We start from the raw sequence: 22,047 nt of genomic DNA on the forward strand, positions 1-22,047 counted from the left end.
ACTGCATTAAATTATTGGTATGGTAAAGCAGAATGTTGACCCGCCTCGGTCGTTGGGTTCAACCCAGATATTCCCGCTGTGTTTCTGAACAATTTTCTTGCATATAGCCAGACCGATGCCAGTACCTTCGTATTCTGACCGGGAGTTGAGACGCTTAAATGTCTCGAATATTTTATTTCTGTACTCCTCGCTTATCCCTAAGCCGTTATCTGCAACATTAATCTGCCAGTAGTTGTCTTTCATCTCTGAGCTTACAAACACCTCAGGTGCAGTGTCCTTTTTGTGGTATTTCAGGGCATTGCTGAGCAGATTAGTGAAAAGCCTGTACATCTGTGTACGGTCGCAGCGGACCATCGGCAGCTGTTCAATTTTCACTTTTGCCTCAAGCTCGTCGATTCTCGGTTTCAGGCTGTTTTTAGATTCTTCTGCAACCTCAGAGAGATTCCAAGCCTTGAATTCGTATTCATTAGACCCCGCACGCGAATAGCTGAGAAGGTCTTTTATAAGGGAATTTATCCTTTCAGAACCATCCTTTGCATATTTTATGTATTTCCAGATTTCCTGATTGGATGATTCCATCTCAGATTCGAGAAGGTCTAAATAGCAGGTAACCATTCTCACCGGCTCCTGAAGGTCGTGAGAAGCTATATAAGCAAACTGTTCGAGGTCGCTGTTGGATCTTTCGAGCTCCTGTTTTTTCTCTTCGATTTCAAGACGCATCTTAACTTCCCGGGAGATGTCGTATATAAAGCATAAAATTTCATTTTGAGCGCTGTTTTCGCTGCTGAGCTGAGTTACTCTGATATCGTAGTATCTGCTGCTTCCCGGGAATTGGAATATCTCACGGAATTCCTTGTCCGAATCGATTGCTCTTTTGATTGAATCGAAGGCGTCGGTTAAGTTTATTGCCGCAGTTACATCGCAGAAGTCTCTGCCTTTGAGCTTTTCTTTTTTGCTGAAGCCGAGAAGTTCCGCTGCGTATTCGTTGTAGTCAATGCATCTGAAGTCTTTGTCGCAGCGTATTATTGCACCGGGAACGTTTCTTACAAGCGTATCAAGATACCTGTTTGCTGAGTGCAGTTTCTTTTCGGCTTTGCGTCTTTTCGTAAAGTTTATTGCGAGGATTGCTATTATCACAATAAGAAGCACTGTTATCAGTGAATACCAGCCTATAATATTTATCAGGCTCTCGGCAGTAAGCGGTTTCTTTGAAATAACAGGGTTGAGATTTTTTATTGGCTGGCAGTCTTTCCCAAATTTCTGGAGGTTGTCAAGATTTATATGCAGTCTGTTGTGCGGCTTGTCAACCACTGACTGCCCGGCCAGCGCGGCCTTCCCATTGAGCACTCTTCCTGCAAATTCTCCCGCAATGGCTCCTTCTTGAAAAGGCTCTGTGGGATAGCCGCCGATAACTGCACCTTCCATATACGTGTAGTTTAATACGAATACAGGCATATTCAGCTTTGAAATGATCTGCACGAGACTTTTTGTGTCGTAGTATCTGCCCTGATCATCTCTCTGATAGTTCATAAGAAGTATGGCGTACTGATCTCTTTTTTTTCTAAGCTTCCCGCAGATTTGCTTGAAAGTTCCGTTTGTGAAGTATTCTATTTCAATTCCTTCGGGAAATTCTGGTCTGTGATTTTCAAAAAGCTCTATAGAGAGCCTTCCGGAAATGGTGTTGTCCTCGCATACAAAGGCAAGCTTTCGTTTTGGGAATAGCTTTTGAACCACTTCAACGGTTTCAATCACCATCGGATGCTCTGTAAACACCCTTACCGGCCTGTTCCAGTTTTCCAGCAGATTGGTTTGATTCCAGTTTATTCCGCAGGCTATCAGCGGGGTGGCAGGGTAGAATGTTTCATCGTTCTTTTTCAGGAGTCTGAAGGCGGCATTGTCGCATGATATAATCAGGTCAACATCGCTTACGTTCTGATATTTTGTTTTGAGCATTTCGAAGAATTCAGAAAAATATTTTTCCGAACTAACCCTCTTGGCATCCAGATACTCAGAATAAATGTGCGCCTCAGGACAGACTTTTCTGACCTCTTCGGTGATACCGCTCTGGATTTGTTTGGTCCATGGGTATTCAGGCGAATAGGACTGAATCACAAGAACATTTTCTGCTTGAGCACGAAGCCCGTCGGCAAAAAACAATACAGAAATCAGGATTATGATTATTTCTGTTATTTTCAGCTTGGGAAGGTAAAACAAAACGTTGACCCCTTGCCTAACTCAGATTCAACCCAGATTGCGCCCCGATGTCTATCAATAATTTTCTTGCAGATAGCCAGCCCAACACCCGTTCCGCGAGCCTCGGGTTTCTCGTGCAGCCGTTTGAAAATGGTAAAGATCTCTTTACGCATACTTTCCTCTATGCCGATGCCGTTATCCTTGACGCAAATACGCCAGATTCCGTCAATAGATTCGGCATAAATTTCCACTTTTGGCTTCTGACCAGCTTTATTAAAACGTACAGCATTGCTTATAAGGTTCATAAACACCCTGTATATCTGCAATCTGTCGCATTTCAGCGTCGGCAAATCATCAATGCTGATCTCTGCTTCAGTTTCGTCAATGAGGCCTTTAAGGTCTCCAGCAGCCTCTTCAGCAAGCTCTTTGAGATTGGCCTGTTCGAGATTGAGATCTTTGAAGCCCGCCTTTGAAAACTGCAGAAGGTCATTTATAACGCTGTATATCTTCAGGCTGCCGTTTCTTGCAAATTTCAGGTATTCTTTTGCCTCGCCGTTTACATCTTTTTCTTCCAGTTCGGAATCAAGCAGGTCAAGATAGCAGGTGATTGTTCTCACAGGCTCCTGAAGGTCGTGTGAGGTTACATAGGCAAACTGTTTCAAATCTTCATTGGTCTGCCTAAGTTCAATATTTGCCTGCTCAATCTTTTCCCGATCTTTAATAGATTCCGTTATATCATCTATTATAACGATATACGCACGTTTTAAAATACTTTCTGAGGCGTTTTTTTGCGGAGTTACCCTTACTTTAAGAGTTTTTTCAGATTGCCCGGAGCTTTCTGCGGCTTCCTCCGAGTGTTGTGTTTTGGTTATAAAATCGGTTGCTTTATGATTTCTTATATCTTCGAGTCTGTCCTCAGGTATGGCGATGTATTTTTCAAAAAAATCTCCTGTAATTTCTGACTCGTTTTTGACCTCCAGAATCGAGAGGCAGTTTCTGTTTACAGAGAGGATTTCCCTGTCGAAGTTTAGCATCAAGATACCCGCAGGAGCCTGCTCGAAGATCTCACGGAAAAATTCTTCATTTTCCTTGATGCTGTTTTCTGCATATATCCGGACTAAAGCATTAACAAGAGGCTCGGAACATATCTTCAGCATACTTTCGCAGTTTTCGCCCCAGTCCGAGCTGTCATTTTTGCTGAGAAACACGCTGCAAACGCCCGAGCCCACAAAGCTCCTGAAGCAGATTGAGTTTTCGGGTTTTGTTTCGCAGAATTTATTCAGATATTCTCTTTCCTGATCGTTTAATGAAACGTTTTGAAGATTGAGAATATTATCTTCAAACTTTGGTGTAAGGCTTTCGGGCATCTCCACGAAGTTTGTAGAGCTCAGGGTGAGCTGGCCGTGAACGTGTTCATAGCTGTAAATGTCTGAAAAGAGCTCGTCAGATTTTCTGTATTCGAGCGTGCAGCGGTCAGCTCCGGTGTAGGAGCATAAAGAGCGGAAGAGGTCTTTGAGCATATAGTCAATGTTGTCGTTATTGAGCTTTGCGATATTTTCAAGCGAATCGGAGAGCGATTTCTCGAAGTCTATCCTCATCTCTAATTCTTTCTTAGACCGAACCTTTTCAGTTCTGTCTGAAACAATAGTTGCAAGGAAGCCTTCTTCTGGGCTTGCCGCTGTTATCTCAAAATATCTGTCTGAAGTTTCAGAGAATGCCTCAAAAAAAATCTTTGACCCCTCTTCAGCGGCTACCCTGTAATTATCAATCCAATCCCGTTCCTCGGGGCAGAGCACGCCTATCCTGCTGTCCCTGTAAGCCGGTTTAATGCAGAGATTTTCAAACTGCTGGTTTGCTTCAATAAGGTAAAAGTCTTCAAACTCCCCGTCATTATATTCTGTACGGTAAAGGGCAAAACCGGAGGGCATATTCTGGAAGAGCTTCTTGAAACGGTTCTCCTCGGAAAACTGTCTGAACGTTGCGCTGATTCGTTTTACAGTATTGTTGAGCACCTCACCGGTAACTCTGAGAACACGAAGGAGATTTTGATTGAATTTCGGAGGATAATTTATGCTGTCCAGAGTTATAAAGCCGGTAAGTTCTTCATTTTCAAATATGCCTGTAAACAGCGATGATTCAGCGAGCTTTTTCTTGAGGAATGTCCTTTCCCCTCCGGATTCTTCAGATATATCATCCAGTGAACTTATGAAGATAGAGCCTTTTTCTTTCAAAACCTCTACGAACATCGGAATGCTTTGTGCAGGTATGCTGCTGAAGTCATCAAGCTCAACTTCCGCCTTTTCGACCGCCCATTGGTATTCAGCGCTGAAGCTGTCTCCAGATTTGTCAATAAGGAAAAGCATTCCCCGTTCGAATCCGGCGTACTCAGTTATTTTTCTGAGCACGCTGCGGATAACTTCCCTGTAGTTCTCTGTGCCCGCAGCTGCAAGCATCTGCGAGAGCTCGCATATAAATTCGATCTGCTTTACGTCTTTAAGTTTCTCACGCTTTGCGTTAAAGGCTTCGGTCTGGTCTGAACCGATGCTCACGGCTGCTCCGTCTTGTGTTTTGAAAGTGCAGAGCCTGAGGAACTTATTGAGATTCTCAAGTCTGTAAGAGCTTTTGAATTCCCGTTTGTTTTCCACTGTCTCAACTAAGCTCTCAAATATCAGCTCACGCAGCTCATTATGCTCGCCCAGAGGCAGCTCGGCAATATCCTCTTCGCCGGTAAGGAGTTTGCTCGTAAACTTGTTGAGATCTGAAACTTTAAAATCTTCTATGATTCCAAGGTGATTGCGGACGGGACGCCAGAGTATAAAAATATTATCACTTTTTTTTACGGCTTCGAGATATGTCCTGTGTTTGTTGTTTATTTTACTCCTAAAGTAAAAAAGAGCAGTAAAATAACCTGCAAGAAGCATAATCCCCGCAATTGCAGAAACTAAGAGCCAGTCTTCTTCGAAAGACAGTCCCAATACGCCAAAACAATTATTGGGAAAATCCCCAAAATTAAGGCAGAAGTCTAAGTTTTTATGCCAAAACAAATGCGGCATATTAATTAATTACCTTTAAAGCGTTTAACGCAACAGTTTACAGTATAGTTTTAATGGCTGTGCGTTCCAAGATTTTTTTCGTTTTTACAGTTAATCGCAGTTTTTCCCCTCAGCAGGCCGGCAGGTTTCGACTGCGCAAAAATTCAATTAAACCTTTAATCTCAGATTTTTCAAGCGGTTTTGTGTTTTCAAGAGGGTAGTCTAAGCCTAATTTCCCCCATTTTTCTCTGCCCATACTGTGATAAGGCAGCAATTCCACCTTTTTGAGATTAGCCCTGCCCTTAAGCAGTTCTGCAAGCTGATGCATATCTTCGTTCGAATCGTTAATTTCAGGGACTATAACCTGCCTTACCCACATCTCTATTCCTGCGTTTGTTACGTAATCGAGAAATTCAAACATCTCTTCAGGCCCTTCGCCAGTTATCTGTCTGAATTTTTCTTTGCTGGAGTGTTTTATATCCAGAAGAACAAGATCGGTAAGCTGAAGCACTTTTTTTGTTTTCTCCTCCGGTTTCGCACCTGCGGTGTCCAAAGCTGTATGAATGCCTTTTTCTCGGCACATCTGGAAGATCTCAGCGGCAAATTCCGGCTGAAGCAGAGGTTCACCGCCGGAAAGGGTGATCCCCCCTTTTTCGCCGTAGTATGGGCGGTATCTCTCGACGAGCTTGATTATCTCGGTGCTTTTGGTCTTCTCTCCGGCATTTATTTTCCAAGAATCGGGGTTGTGGCAGTAAATGCAGCGTTTGCTGCAGCCCTGAAAAAACACCACGCATCTTGTTCCCGGGCCGTCGAGAGTTCCCATAGACTGTATAGAATGTATATAACCTTCAGTAAACATAACTGATATTATACTATGCAGTTACAATCTTACAACCGAATTGAATAAACTAAATATCAGCGCATAAAAAAGGAGGCTGAATCAGCCCCCTTGAAAAACGAATATTACCGATTTTTTAGTAATCTGTAACAGGTACAAAGCCTTTGGATTCGATAATTTCCTGTCCGTCTTCTGTCAGGTAGAATGTGCAGAATTCATGAACAAGGCTCCCCGGCTGGGGATACTTGTTTGTAAAGAAGAAAAGCGCCCGGCTGATTGGGTAAATCCCCTTGGCGATTGTCCTTCTTGTGGGCTCTATGCCGTCAACATCAATAGCCCGAACGTACTTGTCAACAAATCCCAAACCTACATATCCTACAGCCCCGGGAGTGGTTTTAACTCTTGCGTGGGCCTGGGGGTTGGAATTCACGTATTCTACCGTAGATGCCATTTTTTCCCCTTCCATTACCATACCGTGGAAGGTTTCGTAGGTGCCCGAAGATGTGTCGCGGCTGATAGCGATTATCTCTCTGTTCGGGCCTCCAAGTTCGCTCCAGTTTGTTATTTTGCCCGAATAGATATCCCTTATCTTATCGCTGTTGAGCTTGCTTACTGGATTGGAAGGATGCACTACCAAACAAACCCCATCCATTGCTATAACGTGAGCCACCGGGTAAACTTCGTTAGATATAGCCTTCTTGAACTCTTTTTCCTTCAAAAAACGGCTTGTCATTGCTATATCGCAGCGATTTTCTGAAAGCGAGGCCGCTCCATCTCCAGAGCCGGTCTTTTTAACAGTAATTTCCATCTCTGGATGGAGGACGTTCTGGAAAAATTCTGCAAATGAATCTCCAATCGGGCCTACTGTAGTTGAACCGTCGATATGGAGAGTTTTGGCCGGCAAAACTGCAGCAGATAACAGCAGTGCAGCGAGTAATGCTGTATTTTTCATAAATATCCTTTCTTATTTGCAACTTAAAAAAATGATTTATTTAAGATTATTTCGAATTTTGTTAGAGAAGTGTTAGCAGTCCATTAGAAAATTTTTAGCAGATTATTTATTTTTTTCCAATTCAGCTCCGAGCTCCCCGCAGGCGGCCTTGATATTTCTTCCTCTGCGATATCGAATGTGGGTTTCAATCCCTTTTTCTCGAAGGATATCTGCAAATGCGTTGGTCTTTTTCGTTTTAGGTGGAGCAAATCCCAAGTTCCCAGCGGGATTGAATTCTATGAGATTAACGTTGCATTTAAGGCGCTGAGCTGATTTTAAAAACTTAACAGCTTCTTCTCTGCTGTCATTGAGCCCGTCGATAAGGCAGTATTCAAGCGTTACCCTTCGCCCTGTCTTCCGGCAGTAGTTCTCAATCGTTTCAAACAGTTTATCAAGCGGATTGGTTTGGTTTATAGGCATAAGCTTGTTTCTGGTTTCATCGCAGCCTGCGTGTATGCTTACAGCAAGCCTGAACTGTTTGTCTAATTGAGAAAAATCTTCAATCTTGCTGATGAGTCCGCACGTGCTTAAAGTTATATGTCTTGCCCCAAGGCCGAGCCCTTTGCTTTCGTTGAGTATAAAGGCGGCATTTACCGCATTTTCGTAATTATCGAACGGCTCGCCCATACCCATAAACACCACATTGCTGATTTTCTCAGCGATTCGCTTTGCTGCGTAAACCTGCTCAGCTATTTCGCCGGAGGAAAGGTTTCTCTTGAAGCCTATACCTGCTGTAGCGCAGAAATCGCAGCCCATTCGGCAGCCGGCCTGCGAGGATATGCACACTGTTTTTCTGCCGTTATCGTCCAGCACGACTGATTCAAATTTGCTCCCGTCTCGGGCGGAAAAAAGAAATTTTTCAGTGCCGTCCGGGTCTTTCTGTTTTTTGAGGATTTCCAAAGAACTTATGAAAAAGCCCTCATCTAAAAGCTTATTTCTAAGCTTCGCCGGCACAGGAGTGATATCCTCAAGCTTACAATGATGTTTCTCGTGCACAAAATTGAATATATAGTCCGCGTGAAATTTTTTGCCGTTTTGTTCGACAATAAGCTCACGCAGATGGGGCAGGGTGTATGATTTAAGATCTTTTTTCATATACAGCTCATGGTAAATTAAAAGACCGCAGAGAATCGCTTTAACGTGCTCCCTGCGGCCGAAAAATATATTGTTATTTCAAATTAATGGTCAAAAACAATTTCTTTGATTTCAACGCCTTCGATACTGCTCAGGTCGTTCTTCAGCGAGCTGAAGCGGTCCTGCTTATCGATGCATTCAAGCAGAAGCACACCGTTAGGGGAGCTGATTTCTCCGTTCACATCGTGCAAACCTATTCTGGTTTTGATTGTGTCTCCGTAGTTTGTCAGAACCTCCTGAATTGCCTGAGCGTGTTTGAGCCTCTCTGTTACGTGAACGCCGAGAATGAGATGTCTGTCCATAATTTTCTCCTTTTTGCTTTTGTGATATTACAGCGAAATAATTTTTTCCATAGTTTCAAGGCCTATTCCGCCTTCAACTACAGCCTTAAACTTGCCTTGCTTATCTATAAACATAATTGTTGGATACGCCCTTATATCTTTGAAAGGAGATGGAAGCTCACTCTGAGAGCTTGCTGCAACCGTATAGTTAATGCCTTTCTCTTCAGCAAATTCTTTTACTTTATTCTGGTTTTCAAAGCTTATTGCGATGATTTCAAGCTCATCAGAGCTGTACTTGTTTCTAAGCTTTTTCAGCTCAGGGATTTCCTCCCTGCAAGGCGGACACCAAGTTGCCCAGAACACAACCATTACATCTTTATCCTTCATCTCTGCCAGCTCCACTTTCTCCCCTTGAAGGTTTTCGACCGACATCTCTGAAGCCTCAGCCCCGTAAAAACTCTTCATAGCCAGCCTGCTTTCGGGAATTATCCCTGTCAGCGAACTGCTTACCTGTGCCTGTTTGATCCCCTCGGCTCCGTCGCCTGACTGTCCGTTTTGGCCTGCTATGCCGCAGCAGGGCGTTTTCTGGATCAATATTGCAACACCTGCAATGATAACAATCAAGGCAAGAGGCCAGAATTTGTGAACTCGGCTTTGGTTTTCTGAACCCTGACCCTGCTCACTTTGCTGAGTTTCGTTGTTTTGATTGTCTAAGTTTTGGTTTTCATCCATTGCTAATACCCTTTCTTTTAATGTTTCAGGTTTTAATGCATTCAAGCATTATATATACCTGAACTAATTATAACAGTAATCTGTCAATTCTGTAAGTTTTTTTTATTTCTTAGTATTACGCATAAAAATTTATTTGGTTTTTTCGTAAAATTACTTTCTTATAAATGCCGGAAAATGCTGTTTTGGTTTTCAAAAGCGCCTAAGTGCTGCATTTTCGTTTATAAATGGGCAAAGGTAGTCTCGAAAAATGAAATTAAAAAAGTGCTCTAATTCTCATATTTAGCTTGACCGCAAGCAATTTTTCTGGATAATATAAGTCCATCGGAAATTGTAGGGGGAAAGATGAAGGATTATGATGTAAATGAAAAAAGAATCCTCCTGTTATTCAAGACCCACCAGCAAAAAGATAAAATGCTGCTGCTTGGGCTTGGCAGAGCTGCAAGGATTTTTGGAAACTGGTTCTTTTTAGGCAGACAGGATCTTTCGAGCATTTGTTATGATGGTATAGACTGGAACAAACTAAGAATTGATATCCTCAAGCACAGAGTTGATGCTGTGATATCCAGAAATCCGCTCCATAACAGATTACTTCAATATATTAATCTGCCTATTATTCTTTTTGGCGGAGAAGACAAAAACCGGCCTGAAATACCGGCAGTTGTTTCGAATACTGAACTCACCGGCAAGATGGCCGCAGAGCATTTTCTTGCAAGGGGCTTCAGGAATTTCGCCTATAGCGGCTGCGAAGCAGAATCTTTTTCTGAACAAAGGGGCGAAAGCTTTTTGAGGCAAATACGCAAGACAAGTTATGACCTTTTTATATATGATTATCCCTCAAGCTGCGATCACAGCTGGGATGCGAGATTCGAACATCTGCGAAAATGGGTTGTCTCTGTTCCTAAACCTGCAGCCTTTTATGCCTGTAACGACTGCCGGGCAAAGCAGATTCTCTCGATATGCAGAAAAAACGGCATAGACGTGCCCACTCAGGTTTCGGTTCTCGGGACAGGCAATGATATGACTCTATGCTCGCTTGCCTGCCCGCAGCTCTCAAGCATTCAGCTTGATCTCACTAAAGCAGGGCTGAAAATGGCAGTTCTTCTCGACAGACTCCTCAGAGGCGAGCCTATGAAAGGCCAGCGGATATACCATTCTCCGCTAAGGGTTATCACGAGAGAATCCACTAATATAATAAACGTGGAGGATGATGTTGTAGCCAAGGCATTACAGTATATTCACTCCAACATCTCAAGGAGCATACAGGTTACAGATGTAGCGAGTTTTGCTGGGGTTTCCCGCTGGACGCTTTCCAACAGGTTCAGAAGTAATATGGGCTGTTCTGTTAATCAGCAGATCGGCAAGTCGAGGGTTGAGCTTATCAAAAATATGATAGAAGACGGCTATCCCATCTCCGATATTGCAAAGCTCGTTGGCTTCACCAGCGAAGCCCATATATCACGTCTTTTCAAGCGTGAAACAGGATTCACTCCTCGGGAGTATAAAAAGAGCGTAGAAGAGCATCTCCTGCCGGACAGGGCTTTATTGCGAGTATTTTTGTTTTAACAGGTGTTAATTGAATAACAAACCGGGCTTTATAAAAATCTTTTTGTCTGCTCTGATTTTCGTATGCACCGCTTTAGGGCACACGCTGAGAATCGATGATTTTCTAAGTGAAAATGACAATGATATATATGCCTCCTTTGAAAAGGCGATTGCCGAGGCTCAGAATTTGCCCGGAGAATCGATTATTGAGCTCTCCGGAAAAACCTACGCTTTCCCGCCGAGGGAAGACAGCTGGTGCTGTTTGAAGCTTAAGGACATTTCTAATTTAATCATAGAGGGAAACCAGAGCACTGTGATGCTCAGCCCGGGGAATAATTTTATTTATCTCGCAGGCTGCAGCAGCATCGAAATCCGAAACCTCAAGATAGACTATTCCCGTCTGCCTTTTATTCAGGGAAGGATTGTAAAGGCATTCCCCGAAGACGGCGTTCTGCTCGGGAAAACCGCCGAAGGCTTCAGCCCGATAACTGCTGAAGAAAACCTTAGACACTGCGCTTTGCTGGAAGAGATAAAATATACGCATAAATGGTTCTACCTCAGCTCGGTGGAAAAGCTCTCAGATACCATTATAAAACTAAAGGCAAAGCCCGAACACAAGGGCAGAATATCAGAAGTGCAGGAGGGGATGAATTTTGTTTTCGCTGCACCTGAGCTTTCCAAGAAGCAAAGAGAAAAGCGTTTTGATACAAAAAAGATTCGCGGAAGCAGGGTTTTCCAGACAACCCCTTCAGGTGTGTTTCAAGCGGCCGAATGCGAGAACCTGAAGTTTAGCAATATTCGCCATTATATAAGCCCTTCAATGACATACCGCCTCACCGGCTGCCGGAAAGTGCAGATGGAACGGGTTCAGATTCTCAAAAAGCCGCGTACAGAAAGGCTTGCCGCTTCACTATCTGACGGTATGCACATAAAAGACTGCGACGCAGTTCGTATTGAGAGCTGCCATTTTGAGGCCCTTCTGGATGATTCGGTAAATATTTCGTCTATGGCTTATGAAGTTCTAAAGCAGCTTTCCCCGGCAGTATATAAGGTTCGATACGGCAATATCATCTGGTACGACGCGCCGGTGAAAAAGGGGCAGACAGCTCTTCTCTTCGATCCGCTCAAGGCCGAAATTACAGACCGCATAAAAATTGAGCAGGTGAAATTCACTGCAAACAGAGAGCGGATTATAACGCTTGCCCGTCCGCCGGAGAACATTGATATAGAAGCAATAAAGAATGAGGGGCTTAGACCAAGCTTTTTTGTTCAAACTGAGGATCCTGCAATAGTTACAAACTGCACCTTCCGCAATCAGATGAAGGTGGGGATTGTGGCCAGAACCCCGGCACGCATAAGAAACTGCGATTTCAGCAGAACAGCTATGGGAGTGCACAGCTTCAATTCATTCAAATTCGCTGAAGGCCCGATACCCGAAGATATTGTAATAAGAAACAACACCTTCTCCGAGATTCTATACTGTCCGATTTCTGTAAGCCGGCTCGGAAAGGGCGAGCTCAAGCCCGCCGGCGGGGCGGTAACAATAGACAGCAATCAGATTACGATGGATTCAGACTGCGGCGTATCCGTGAGCGGGATTAAGGATGTTAGTATTGTGCGAAATATCATATATCCCTCAGACAGGCCTCTGCCAGCTCTTGAGCCGATAAAAATCAGAAACTGCGCCGATGTTACCCTTGTCCCCGTGGGCAAGGGATTCTTCGAGCTCTCAAAATAACCCTCCAAGCTGGGATTTAGCTTCGTCTCTCTAAGAGCGTTCCGAAAAGCGTGAGTGCGGAGGTTTTCTCTATACTAACGTCTGCAAATTTTCCTGCAAGCTCTTCTGGGCCGTTAAACACAACTATATAATCCCCGGCAGTTCTTCCGATAAGCTGGGGGTGGATTTGATTTTCTGCGCTGTTGAGATGGCCTTTGCTGCTCTTTCCTTCCACGAATACCCGAAATACTTCGCCCTCGAATTTTTTGTTGTCCTCGCTGCTGATAGATTCCTGAAGGGCGAGCAGTTTAATATTCCTCTCCCGCTTTACCTTGTCGGGCACGTTATCCTCAAGACGCTTCTCGGTGCTTGTCCCGGGCCGCGGTGAATATTTGAACGCGAAGATGTTCTTGTATCGGATCCGCTCAACGAGCTTCTCTGTATCGCGGAAATCCTCATCGGTTTCCCCGGGGAAGCCCACGATAAAATCCCCCGCAACAGCAATATCCGGAACGTATTCTCGGGCCTCATCTATCAGGCGGATGTAATCTTCCGCAGAGTATTTTCGATTCATAGCCTTCAGGATACGCTCAGACCCGCTCTGGGCGGGCAGATGCAGATACGGGCAAACCTTGTCGATATCTGCGACCGCCTTGAAAAGCGGGGCGGTATAATCCATATACGGATAGTTGGTAACAAAGCTGATCCATTCAATCCCGTCGATCTCGGCGGTTTTCTCAAGCAGATTATGCAGGCGGTATTCGGTCCCGTTTTCTTTATGCCTGTAGGAGTTTACGGTCTGCCCGAGCAGGGTAATCTGCCTGACGCCCGAATCTGCGAGCCTGCGTATCTGCTGGAGGATTTTCTCGGGGCTTCTGGATATTTCCGGCCCGCGTACAAAAGGCACGATGCAGTAGCTGCAGAAGTTGTTGCAGCCCCTCATTACCCGCACAAACGCCTTGTTTTTGTGTTCAGTCAGGTTTGGCGAGTTCTCAAGCTCAAACTCATCAAGCATATTTGAGTTTTGAGGAGAGGGTGATTTTCTGATATGAGCCGAAACGTTAAGAATCCCGCCTTTTCGGTCTTCCAGCTTTTTCAGCACCATCGCTTTGAGCTCCGGAATCTGCCCGGGCCCGCAAACAATATCCACTTCGTCCCTCTCGAGAAGGGAGCTGCCGAGTCTCTGAGCCATGCACCCGATTACACCCACAACAACCTTGCGACCGCTGCGTTTGAGGTGTTTTGCATATCCGAGGCGGGAGAGAACCCGCTGTTCGGCATGCTCTCGCACCGAACAGGTGTTCATAAGTATTACGTCCGCCTCATTTTGGTTATTAGTTAGCTCGAATCCCTCTTTCGTGAATTCCGCTTCTACAAGGCTTGTGTCCAGTTTGTTCATCTGGCAGCCGAAGCTGACTATGTAAAGTTTATTTTTATTCATAAGCCTCGAAGTATACTCAGCACAGCCGAGAAATCAATTTGTCCGTGATAAAAGCGGCTGTACGGAGGGGGTATGATTTGCTCTGAAATATTAGTTTGTTGCAAAAAATAAGCTTATGTGTATCCTTATAATTTTATAAATCCAAGTCAGTTCTGGAGATAAAGCAGTTTGAAGCTTAATATACTTTGCATTGGGGATATTGTCGGAAGGCCGGGCAGGGAGGTTCTTGAAAAGGTTCTCCCCGGGCTGAAAAGTGCGCACGGGATAGACTGCGTAATAGCGAATGCGGAAAACAGCGCAGCCGGCTCCGGCATCACTCCAAAACTCTACAAGTCTGTCAGGGCCTGCGGAGTTGATATAATCACCCTCGGAGACCATGCCTACAAAAGGCGGGAAATCGTTCCCATACTTGAAGAGAACCGCGATATAATAAGGCCCGCAAACCTGAGCCGGTCTGCCCCGGGATGTTCTGAGGTGATTTTCAATACAGCAAAGGGGGCATCAGTGGGAGTTATCTCCCTTATCGGAAGGGTCTTTATGCAGCCTGCGAACTGCCCGTTTGAGCATTGCGATAATATCCTCGGAAGGCTCAGAAAACAGGCGGATATCATAGTAGCGGAAGTGCACGGGGAAGCGACCAGCGAAAAGGCTGCCTTAGCCCATTACCTCGACGGAAAGGTGAGCTTTGTATTTGGAACTCATACGCACGTGCAAACCGCTGATGAGAGAATTCTCCCTAAAGGGACGGGCTTTATCACTGATATCGGCATGACAGGCCCGTTTCATTCAATCATAGGCCGTGATATTGAAAACGTTATAAAGTCAATGCGCACTCAGGTGAATTTTCCCTTCGATGTGGCATCAGAAGATTTGAGGCTCTCCGGAGTGATTGCAGTGATAGACACCGCTTCAGGGAAGACTGAATCAGTTACGCGCGTAATTGAAAAATCCTAACTTGAAAACCATCTTTGCTAATGTTATAAAAACAGATTGCGCATAATAAAGCAGCTGAAATTCTGATTATTCAACCAGCTGAAAGAGGTAAGCCAAATGAATGATTTTGAAGGAAAAAATCTGCCTGAAACAAGGGCGGTTATAGATATAGGTTCAACTTCCATCAGGATGGTGATTGCGGAGATCAAACCAGACGGCATCCGCCAGATTGAAACTCTCAGCAAAGATACCAACCTCGGCAGAGACACCTTCAAGAAAGGCCTGATCAGCATTGAAACCGCAGAGATCTGCGTTTCCGTTCTCCGGGGATTCAAGCGGGTGCTTGCAGAATACGGCATCGACAGCCCTGAGAGAATCAAGGCCGTAGCTACAAGCGCAGTGCGTGAGGCAAAAAACAGCGAAACATTCGTTGACCGCGTTTATATGGCAGTTGGTATAAAGGTTGATGTAATAGACGGGGCAGATGTAAACCGCCTTACATTCTTCGGCCTTCAAAAGGCCTTTAGCAGTGAACCTGTGCTTGCAGATAATAAAGTGCTTGTTGTAGAGGTTGGCGGCGGGTCGCTTGAGCTTATAGGGATGGATAGAGGACGGGTTTCGTTCTCCCAGACCTACCGGCTCGGGTCATTCCGGCTCCGGGAGAGGGTGGAAAATGTTGCTGCCGGCCCCAACGAAACTCTCGAGATATACGAAGCGGAGATTTCAAAAACCGTACGCCAGATTCACGAATATCTCGGCAGGACTGCAAATCAGAAGCTGCTTGCTCTGGGCGGTGATGCAAGGTTCGCCGCCTCGATGCTCAATAAAAAATGGGATGGCGAGTCTATCTCTTCGATAAATCTTTCATCTCTAAACAGGCTTGTTGAGTCTGTTATAAATCAAAACGAAGAAAGCCTCGTTCAAAAGTACAATATGTCTTTTGCAGATGCCGAAACACTCGCCCCGGCCCTGAAGATACTTGCCTGCCTCGCAGGCGAACTGCATATACGTTCGATCCTCGTGGGCACTTCCACCCTGCGCGACGGGCTTTTGTATGAGCTTGCTAACGGAGGGGCCTGGACAAGAAGCTTTATGGAGCAGGTGGAATATTCAGTCAGAACGGTGGGCGAGAAATACGGCTATACCCGTGAGCACGCTGATTTTGTGAAGGATATATCTCTGAGGCTTTTCAGAGAAATGAAATTTGAGCATAAACTCTCCCGCCATTATGAAGGAATACTTGTGGTGGCGGCTCTTCTGCACGATATCGGCAAATATATCAGCAACAGAAGCCATCACAAACACAGTCAGTATCTAATTGAAAACAGCGACATATTCGGCCTGAGCGATAGAGACACCTCAATCGCTGCCCTTGTTGCAAGGTATCACCGCCGGTCTTTGCCGAAGGCCTCACATGAGAAGTATGTTTCGCTGGATAAGGATACAAGACTCACTGTAAAAAAACTCGGCTCTATACTTCGCGTGGCTGATTCTCTGGACTACAGCAGGCAGTTCAAGGCTGAAGATATATCTATAGAACGAACAAACAGCGAACTTTTATTCAAGATTTCAACTAATAGAGATATAGCCGCTGAGAAAGTCGTGGTCAGCGAGAAGTCTGAATGGTTTGAAAGGGTTTACGGCCATAAAGTGAAATTCACTGCCTGCTGAATTAAGCAAAGGCTGAAGGAGCTGATTTATGAGAAAAGACATTGCCTGCACTAACAGAGAGCTGAGCTGGATAGAATTTAATTTCAGGGTGCTTTATCAGGCATTCGACAAGAATAATCCTCTTCTGGAGAGGCTGAAATTCATTGCGATTACAGCATCAAATCTTGATGAGTTTATTATGGTTCGCGTGGGCGGGCTTATGTATATGCGGAAAAAGGGCAAACGCAGAAAAGACCCCTCAGGCATGACACCTTACGCCCAGCTCAAAGCGATTAACAAGCGGGTTAATCAAATGTACAGAGAGCAGTACACCCATTACAGCAAAACCCTTGAGCCTGCTCTTGCGGAAAAGGGCTTTAATCGCAAAAGATACAATGAACTCAGTCCTGAACAGAAAAGCTTCCTGAGTGATTATGTTTCCAGAGAGCTCGCCCCAGTGCTTACTCCTTCTGCTGTAGAGCTGGGAGCTGTTAAGCCCTTAATCCATAACCTCGAGCTGCATATTTTAGCCCGCATACAGGGAGACAAAAAGGACAGGGACAAATATGCTGTGATGCCGCTGGGGTTTGAAACCAAACGCTTTATTATCCTTCCTTCAGAGGCGGGCAGATGCGAGTTTATCCTCCTCGAGGATGCTGTAAAAGCGCATATCTCAAATTGGTTTGAGGGATGCAGAGTTCTAGAATGCTGCTCTTTCCGACCAACGAGAAACGCTGATATCGAGCTGCAGGAGGACGAAGCCCCGGACCTGCTTACGGGCATGGAGGAAGTGCTTGAAGAGAGAAAAAGCAGCGACTGCATCAGGCTCGAAATAGAAAGCGGTATGTCCGAGAAGGGGGGTGAATTTCTGCGAGAGCTGCTCGAATGCGGTAAGAGATGGACTTTCCGTCTGGACGGGCCTCTAAACCTTAAGGCGTTTATGGATATGACTTCAATCGAGGGTTTCGAATCGCTCAAAAACGAGCCTTGGCAGCCCCAGCCATCAGACCAGATAGACCCGTCGGCAGGAATATTCGAACAGATACAGAAAAAAGACATACTTCTGTATCATCCGTACGAATCTTTCGATCCTGTAATCCGCTTTGTTGAAGAGGCTGCCGGCGATCCTTCAGTTCTTTCAATAAAGCTCGTGATATACAGAACAAGCTCAAAAAGCCCGATGGTAGCTGCGCTTAAAAGGGCAGCGGAAAACGGCAAATATGTTACTGCGCTTCTCGAGCTGAAGGCGAGATTCGATGAACGCTCGAATATTGAATGGGCGAGGATGCTCGAGAACTCCGGAGTGCAGGTGATTTACGGGGTGAAGGGGCTGAAAACGCATTCTAAGGTTTGCGTTGTGGTTCGAAGGGAGGAAGCTGGCGTAGTTCGATACGTTCATTACGGCACAGGCAACTACAACGACAAAACAGCAAAGCTGTATAGCGATATAAGCTATATGACCTGCAATGAAGCCCTAGGCTTTGATGCCACAGCCTTTTTCAACTCAGTGAGCGGCTATTCCCAGCCCCAGAATCTGAGAAGGCTCTATATGTCTCCAATTACTCTCAGAAAAAAAATCACTCAAATGATAGAGGCCGAAACAGAGCGGGCTAAAAACAGCCAGAAGGCTGAGATTACAGCAAAGATGAACTCTCTGGTTGATAAAAATCTCATTGAAAAGCTCTACGCAGCCTCTCAGGCGGGCGTGGAAATTAAACTTAATGTTCGAGGCATTTGCTGCCTCAAGCCAGGGGTGGAAGGGCTAAGCGAGAATATCACAGTTACCAGTATCGTTGACAGATTTCTCGAGCACGCAAGGATTTACTGCTTCTACCATGGAGGAAACGAGAATATTTTCATCTCAAGCGCAGACTGGATGACAAGGAATCTCGATAAGCGCGTGGAACTGCTTGTCCCGATAGACTCGGCAAACTGCAAAAAGCGTTTGAAAAGCTTCCTTAATACTCATCTTGCCGATAACGTAAGCAGCTGGACTCTCCTGCCGGACGGAAGCTATAAGAAAAACAGGCCTAAAAAAGGCGAAAAACGCATCAGGAGTCAGGAGCAGCTTTATCTTCAGGCCTGCCGACGGACAGAGAGGAAAAGGGGTAAAGTGGTTGACCAGCTAACTCCTCATATGGGCGAAAATTACTAAAAAATCCTAAGCGAGGTTTTGCTTAACAGTGAAACAGGCTTGATTAGAATATTAGAGGCTAATTCACAGCAATCCCATAGGCGCATAGAATTCCCATAGCAAGCTCTTTATTGCTCTTAAAATGGGGTTTTTGTTGAGTTTTTTCTTACCCCCAGTTTGCAACTTTTTTGGCTATGTTTCTGTTTGCCGCTTTTGTAGCTATTTTCTGCCGTTTGTTCTCTTTACATCGTCCTGTGTAAATCATTATCAAGGCTCAAAACCGGGCAAATAAGCCCTTTGCGGGCTGCTTATCATACGGGGTGAGCCGCGTGCTGTCCCACAGGCTTCCATTACGCTAAATGCATCAAGTCGGCTGAATAATACGCCCCGAAGTAATGTGAACAAACGGCTAAAACTACCTTTCCATTCTCCGATATAACTTATAAACCGTATCAGAATATAAGCCAATAGCGCCATCCATACCTGCCATAAAATGGCGTTTTGACTATGACCGAGAAAGTCTGATAACTGCAATGTCTGCTTGATTTGCTTAAAAAACACCTCGATACCCCAGCGAGATTTATATAAATCACAGATACTGCTTGGCGCCCAAACGGTATTGTTGGTTATAAAAGACATCGTTCTTATCTTACCGTCTATCTCTACATCGGCTACGACAAGGCGCAATTGCTGCGGGTACGCTTCTTTGCTCTTGGGCGTTTCAAGCTCAATTATATAATCTGCGATGATATTGCCCTTAGACGACGTGTTATTGCAGATTACATTATATCTCATATTCTCTTTGGCTCTTGTAACCCAGAAAACGCCTCTATTATCAAGCTCATAGAGGTGCTCAAAATCCACATAAGCCTTGTCAAAGACGGCAATCTCGCCATCTTTAAGGTTGGAGCATAGATTGTAGGCTTCGGTTGAATCGTGTGTTGAAGCCTCTTTTACTATGGCAAAATTAGGAAGGAAGGTCTGCAAATTCAATTGCATATGACACTTAGCCGCTGCCTTACGCCTTCTATGCTTTGCCCAGTCAATACAATTAGCCACCAGTTGAATGGTGGTAGAATCAACTGCGAAAATGGCTCTTTTGAATCGTCTTGGCAGTCCAGAATATCTATGACCGTATCCGAAACTTGGAAACTTGCTTTTGATATGGGACAGCACTTGCCAGAATAAATCTTCTGCCATGGCAGGGTCGCGAGTTCTATTAGCATGAGAAAGTCCGTTTCTGCTTGGCGGCGAGGCTTTACGAATGGTTGTCAATACCCCACAGTGATTTCGCAAAGTATCGGCAACATCATTAAGTGAAAGACTATGAGCAAGATGCAGATGCAGCATCGATACAATATGCGACCATGGTGAAAATGAACGAGCCTGCTTGTCAATTCCGTGTTTTTTGGCTAATTTTGTTACCAAAAACGACGGAATCAGGTTGCAAATTTGGTTTAATACGGTAAAATTATGTTTAGTTGTTTTCATAGGCTATCTTCTGTGTTTTATTTTTTTCACAGGAGTATAGCTTATGAACCTTATTTTTGAAGAAATTTAACAAAAAATCAGCTACCTATGGGATGGTAGTGAGGCTAATTCACAGAAAGGTTAAAAAATGAAAAAAACAGCATTGTTATTGATATACTCTGCTGTATCCGCAGCAGTCTTGGCAGTTCCCGGCACAGCAGTGCACCATAAGAAGGCCGAGTCCGGCGTTTATGTAGGCTCGCCAGGGATAGCTGTCCTTGAAAACGGCGATTATGTGGCTAAATGCGATAATTTCGGCCCGAAGGCGAACCCGAATACTCTGGTTTTTCGCTCAGAAAATCAGGGCAAAACATGGCAGAAGATATCAGAGGCGCCTTGCTATTGGGCGAATATCTTTCTCCACAGCGGCTCGCTCTATATGATGGGCACAAGCCGGCCTCACGGGGATGCAGTTATCCTCCGTTCAGATGACGGAGGCGAAAGCTGGACTACTCCCGAAGACGAAAAATCCGGCCTGATCCTCACCGGCGGCAAGTATCATACTGCCCCTGTGCCTATAATATATTCTCACGGCCGGATCTGGCGCGGTTTTGAGGACGCTATGGGAATCGGCGGCTGGGGCGACCATTTCAGGGCGTTTATGCTCTCGGCTCCAAACGGCTCTGACCTGCTCGATGCCTCAAATTGGAGAGTGAGCAATCGTATCGGAGCTGATAAGGACTGGCTTGGGGGAAATTTTCACGGCTGGCTGGAAGGCAATGCAGTAGCCGGGCCGGATAACGAAATCTACAACATCCTCCGCGTGGATACCGACGACCGCAGGCTCGGCAGGGCCGCAATAACCGAATGCGGCTGGAACGGCAGAAAACTCACCTTCAACCCCGAAAGCGGATTTATAAATATGCCGGGAGGCGGGAAGAAATTCACCATCCGCTACGACAGAGAAACCGACAGCTACTGGACCATTTCAAATGCTGTCCTTCCTGCCAACACCCATAAATCAAAGAACAATGAGAGGGTGCGAAATGCAGCTGCTCTGCTAAAGTCTGAAAATTTAAGAGATTGGCAGATGAGGTGCGTTCTGCTGTATCACAAAGACGATAAAAAGCACGGTTTCCAGTATATAGACTGGCTGATTGAGGATGAGGATATTCTTGCTGTTTCAAGGACGGCCTTCGAGGATGCCTACAGCGGAGCGGACAATCAGCATAATGCAAATTATCTCACTTTCCACAGATTCGAGGATTTCAGAGAGCTTGAAATGGAAGATTCTGCTGATGGTGCGCGCCCGGGAGAATATGCTTGGGACGGAAAAGACTGGCAGAAATGGCCTAATCTGCCAGCTCCGGAAAAGCCGGCCAAGCCGCCGCGGAAAACCCTGAAAAACATAACAAATATCGATGTGCCCTCAGGAGAGGCGCTCTGGATAACAACCTATGTTAAAGTGCCGGCAGACTGGCAGGGCAGGAAGGTTTGGATTTTCGCAGGAAAAATTGATGATGTCGATGATACTTACATCAACGGGCTGAAGGTGGGCAGCATCGGACGAGGACAGCAGGCTTGGGACATCAGAAGGGTTTATTCCGTGCCCGAAGGTGCTCTGCTTTCAGCTAAATGGAATAAGGTAAGCATCAGAATCGCAAATAACGAAGGTGCAGGCGGGCTCGAAGAAATCCCGTCTCTGTACACTATAGACCAAGAGATTAAGCTTACAGGCAAATGGCAGTGTTCAGATGTTGATGATACAGCAAATGCCGCAAGCCATTATTACAGCGATATAAAAGCTGAGGCAGAGAAATATATGCAAAACATCGTGGCCGAGAGAGTACCCGCTGATATAAGCTATTAGTTCTGCGTTCATCAGCACACGAAATAAGCGAAATCAAAAAAGGCAGGGTTTTCAGTTCCCTGCCTTTTATTTTCTCAGTTTGAACCTTG

General features: G+C 45.2%; 15 protein-coding genes. 6 read left to right on the forward strand and 9 right to left on the reverse strand.

Annotated features, from left to right (window positions below):
• Positions 1 to 6: 6 nt before the first annotated feature.
• From L21SP3_RS11100 to L21SP3_RS11130, 7 genes are all read right to left on the reverse strand, one after another.
• The gene (locus tag L21SP3_RS11100; RefSeq protein ID WP_077541519.1) at positions 7 to 2,214 is read right to left on the reverse strand and encodes an ATP-binding protein; all 2,208 of its coding nucleotides are present in this window, start codon (positions 2,212 to 2,214) and stop codon (positions 7 to 9) included.
• Positions 2,193 to 5,246, reverse strand: coding sequence for a GAF domain-containing sensor histidine kinase (locus L21SP3_RS11105; protein ID WP_077541521.1), 3,054 nt, complete (start codon positions 5,244 to 5,246; stop codon positions 2,193 to 2,195). Before L21SP3_RS11105 ends, L21SP3_RS11100 begins: the two co-directional genes overlap by 22 nt.
• Before the next feature lie 109 nt (positions 5,247 to 5,355).
• Positions 5,356 to 6,084: a pyruvate formate-lyase-activating protein gene (gene pflA / locus L21SP3_RS11110; RefSeq protein WP_077541523.1), complete on the reverse strand. Its 729-nt coding sequence runs from the start codon at positions 6,082 to 6,084 to the stop codon at positions 5,356 to 5,358.
• 115 nt (positions 6,085 to 6,199) lie between these two features.
• On the reverse strand, positions 6,200 to 7,015 hold the full coding sequence (locus L21SP3_RS11115; RefSeq protein WP_077541525.1) for a phosphate ABC transporter substrate-binding protein: 816 nt from the start codon (positions 7,013 to 7,015) through the stop codon (positions 6,200 to 6,202).
• A 102-nt stretch (positions 7,016 to 7,117) separates the two neighbouring features.
• Positions 7,118 to 8,149 carry a 23S rRNA (adenine(2503)-C(2))-methyltransferase RlmN gene (gene rlmN, locus L21SP3_RS11120; protein ID WP_077541527.1) on the reverse strand — a complete coding sequence of 344 codons (1,032 nt, stop codon included), beginning with the start codon at positions 8,147 to 8,149 and terminating at the stop codon, positions 7,118 to 7,120.
• Positions 8,150 to 8,232: 83 nt separating this feature from the next.
• Complete coding sequence (locus L21SP3_RS11125; RefSeq protein WP_077541529.1) at positions 8,233 to 8,490, reverse strand: hypothetical protein; 258 nt, start codon at positions 8,488 to 8,490, stop codon at positions 8,233 to 8,235.
• A 27-nt stretch (positions 8,491 to 8,517) separates the two neighbouring features.
• Positions 8,518 to 9,201: a TlpA family protein disulfide reductase gene (locus L21SP3_RS11130; protein ID WP_077541531.1), complete on the reverse strand. Its 684-nt coding sequence runs from the start codon at positions 9,199 to 9,201 to the stop codon at positions 8,518 to 8,520.
• Positions 9,202 to 9,543: 342 nt separating this feature from the next.
• On the opposite strand from L21SP3_RS11130, the gene L21SP3_RS11135 reads away from it, so the two are divergent.
• Both L21SP3_RS11135 and L21SP3_RS11140 read left to right on the forward strand, forming a co-directional pair.
• Positions 9,544 to 10,764, forward strand: coding sequence for an AraC family transcriptional regulator (locus L21SP3_RS11135; RefSeq protein ID WP_077541533.1), 1,221 nt, complete (start codon positions 9,544 to 9,546; stop codon positions 10,762 to 10,764).
• Positions 10,765 to 10,774: 10 nt separating this feature from the next.
• On the forward strand, positions 10,775 to 12,481 hold the full coding sequence (locus L21SP3_RS11140; RefSeq protein WP_077541535.1) for a right-handed parallel beta-helix repeat-containing protein: 1,707 nt from the start codon (positions 10,775 to 10,777) through the stop codon (positions 12,479 to 12,481).
• Positions 12,482 to 12,497: 16 nt separating this feature from the next.
• On the opposite strand, the gene miaB is transcribed toward L21SP3_RS11140, so the two are convergent.
• Positions 12,498 to 13,901 carry a tRNA (N6-isopentenyl adenosine(37)-C2)-methylthiotransferase MiaB gene (miaB, locus tag L21SP3_RS11145; RefSeq protein WP_077541537.1) on the reverse strand — a complete coding sequence of 468 codons (1,404 nt, stop codon included), beginning with the start codon at positions 13,899 to 13,901 and terminating at the stop codon, positions 12,498 to 12,500.
• A gap of 168 nt (positions 13,902 to 14,069) precedes the next feature.
• Here miaB and L21SP3_RS11150 point away from each other — a divergent pair, with 168 nt between their 5' ends.
• From L21SP3_RS11150 to ppk1, 3 genes are all read left to right on the forward strand, one after another.
• Positions 14,070 to 14,855 carry a TIGR00282 family metallophosphoesterase gene (locus tag L21SP3_RS11150; RefSeq protein ID WP_077541539.1) on the forward strand — a complete coding sequence of 262 codons (786 nt, stop codon included), beginning with the start codon at positions 14,070 to 14,072 and terminating at the stop codon, positions 14,853 to 14,855.
• Positions 14,856 to 14,951: 96 nt separating this feature from the next.
• Entirely contained in the window at positions 14,952 to 16,505 is a 1,554-nt protein-coding gene (locus L21SP3_RS11155; RefSeq protein WP_077541541.1) for a Ppx/GppA phosphatase family protein, read from the forward strand.
• A 28-nt stretch (positions 16,506 to 16,533) separates the two neighbouring features.
• Positions 16,534 to 18,639 (forward strand): polyphosphate kinase 1, encoded by a 2,106-nt coding sequence (ppk1, locus tag L21SP3_RS11160; RefSeq protein WP_077541543.1) that lies wholly within the window; start codon positions 16,534 to 16,536, stop codon positions 18,637 to 18,639.
• A gap of 246 nt (positions 18,640 to 18,885) precedes the next feature.
• Here the strand turns inward: ppk1 and L21SP3_RS11165 are convergent, their stop codons facing one another.
• Complete coding sequence (locus L21SP3_RS11165) at positions 18,886 to 20,109, reverse strand: IS4 family transposase (RefSeq protein ID WP_077541545.1); 1,224 nt, start codon at positions 20,107 to 20,109, stop codon at positions 18,886 to 18,888.
• A gap of 127 nt (positions 20,110 to 20,236) precedes the next feature.
• Between L21SP3_RS11165 and L21SP3_RS12065 the strand changes: the two genes are divergently transcribed.
• Positions 20,237 to 21,958: a sialidase family protein gene (locus L21SP3_RS12065; RefSeq protein WP_193791085.1), complete on the forward strand. Its 1,722-nt coding sequence runs from the start codon at positions 20,237 to 20,239 to the stop codon at positions 21,956 to 21,958.
• The last annotated feature ends 89 nt before the right edge of the window (positions 21,959 to 22,047 follow it).

Origin of the sequence: Sedimentisphaera cyanobacteriorum (genome assembly GCF_001997385.1) — a bacterium.
Lineage (GTDB): Bacteria > Planctomycetota > Phycisphaerae > Sedimentisphaerales > Sedimentisphaeraceae > Sedimentisphaera > Sedimentisphaera cyanobacteriorum.

Bases quoted from the DNA above. Each gene is read 5' to 3' on its own strand.
- L21SP3_RS11105 (WP_077541521.1), bottom strand. From the start codon at position 5,246: ATGCCGCATTTGTTTTGGCATAAAAACTTAGACTTCTGCCTTAATTTT.
- L21SP3_RS11155 (WP_077541541.1), top strand. From the start codon at position 14,952: ATGAATGATTTTGAAGGAAAAAATCTGCCTGAAACAAGGGCGGTTATA.
- L21SP3_RS11165 (WP_077541545.1), bottom strand. From the start codon at position 20,109: ATGAAAACAACTAAACATAATTTTACCGTATTAAACCAAATTTGCAAC.
- pflA (WP_077541523.1), bottom strand. From the start codon at position 6,084: ATGTTTACTGAAGGTTATATACATTCTATACAGTCTATGGGAACTCTC.
- L21SP3_RS11130 (WP_077541531.1), bottom strand. From the start codon at position 9,201: ATGGATGAAAACCAAAACTTAGACAATCAAAACAACGAAACTCAGCAA.
- ppk1 (WP_077541543.1), top strand. From the start codon at position 16,534: ATGAGAAAAGACATTGCCTGCACTAACAGAGAGCTGAGCTGGATAGAA.
- miaB (WP_077541537.1), bottom strand. From the start codon at position 13,901: ATGAATAAAAATAAACTTTACATAGTCAGCTTCGGCTGCCAGATGAAC.
- L21SP3_RS11125 (WP_077541529.1), bottom strand. From the start codon at position 8,490: ATGGACAGACATCTCATTCTCGGCGTTCACGTAACAGAGAGGCTCAAA.
- rlmN (WP_077541527.1), bottom strand. From the start codon at position 8,149: ATGAAAAAAGATCTTAAATCATACACCCTGCCCCATCTGCGTGAGCTT.
- L21SP3_RS12065 (WP_193791085.1), top strand. From the start codon at position 20,237: ATGAAAAAAACAGCATTGTTATTGATATACTCTGCTGTATCCGCAGCA.
- L21SP3_RS11135 (WP_077541533.1), top strand. From the start codon at position 9,544: ATGAAGGATTATGATGTAAATGAAAAAAGAATCCTCCTGTTATTCAAG.
- L21SP3_RS11115 (WP_077541525.1), bottom strand. From the start codon at position 7,015: ATGAAAAATACAGCATTACTCGCTGCACTGCTGTTATCTGCTGCAGTT.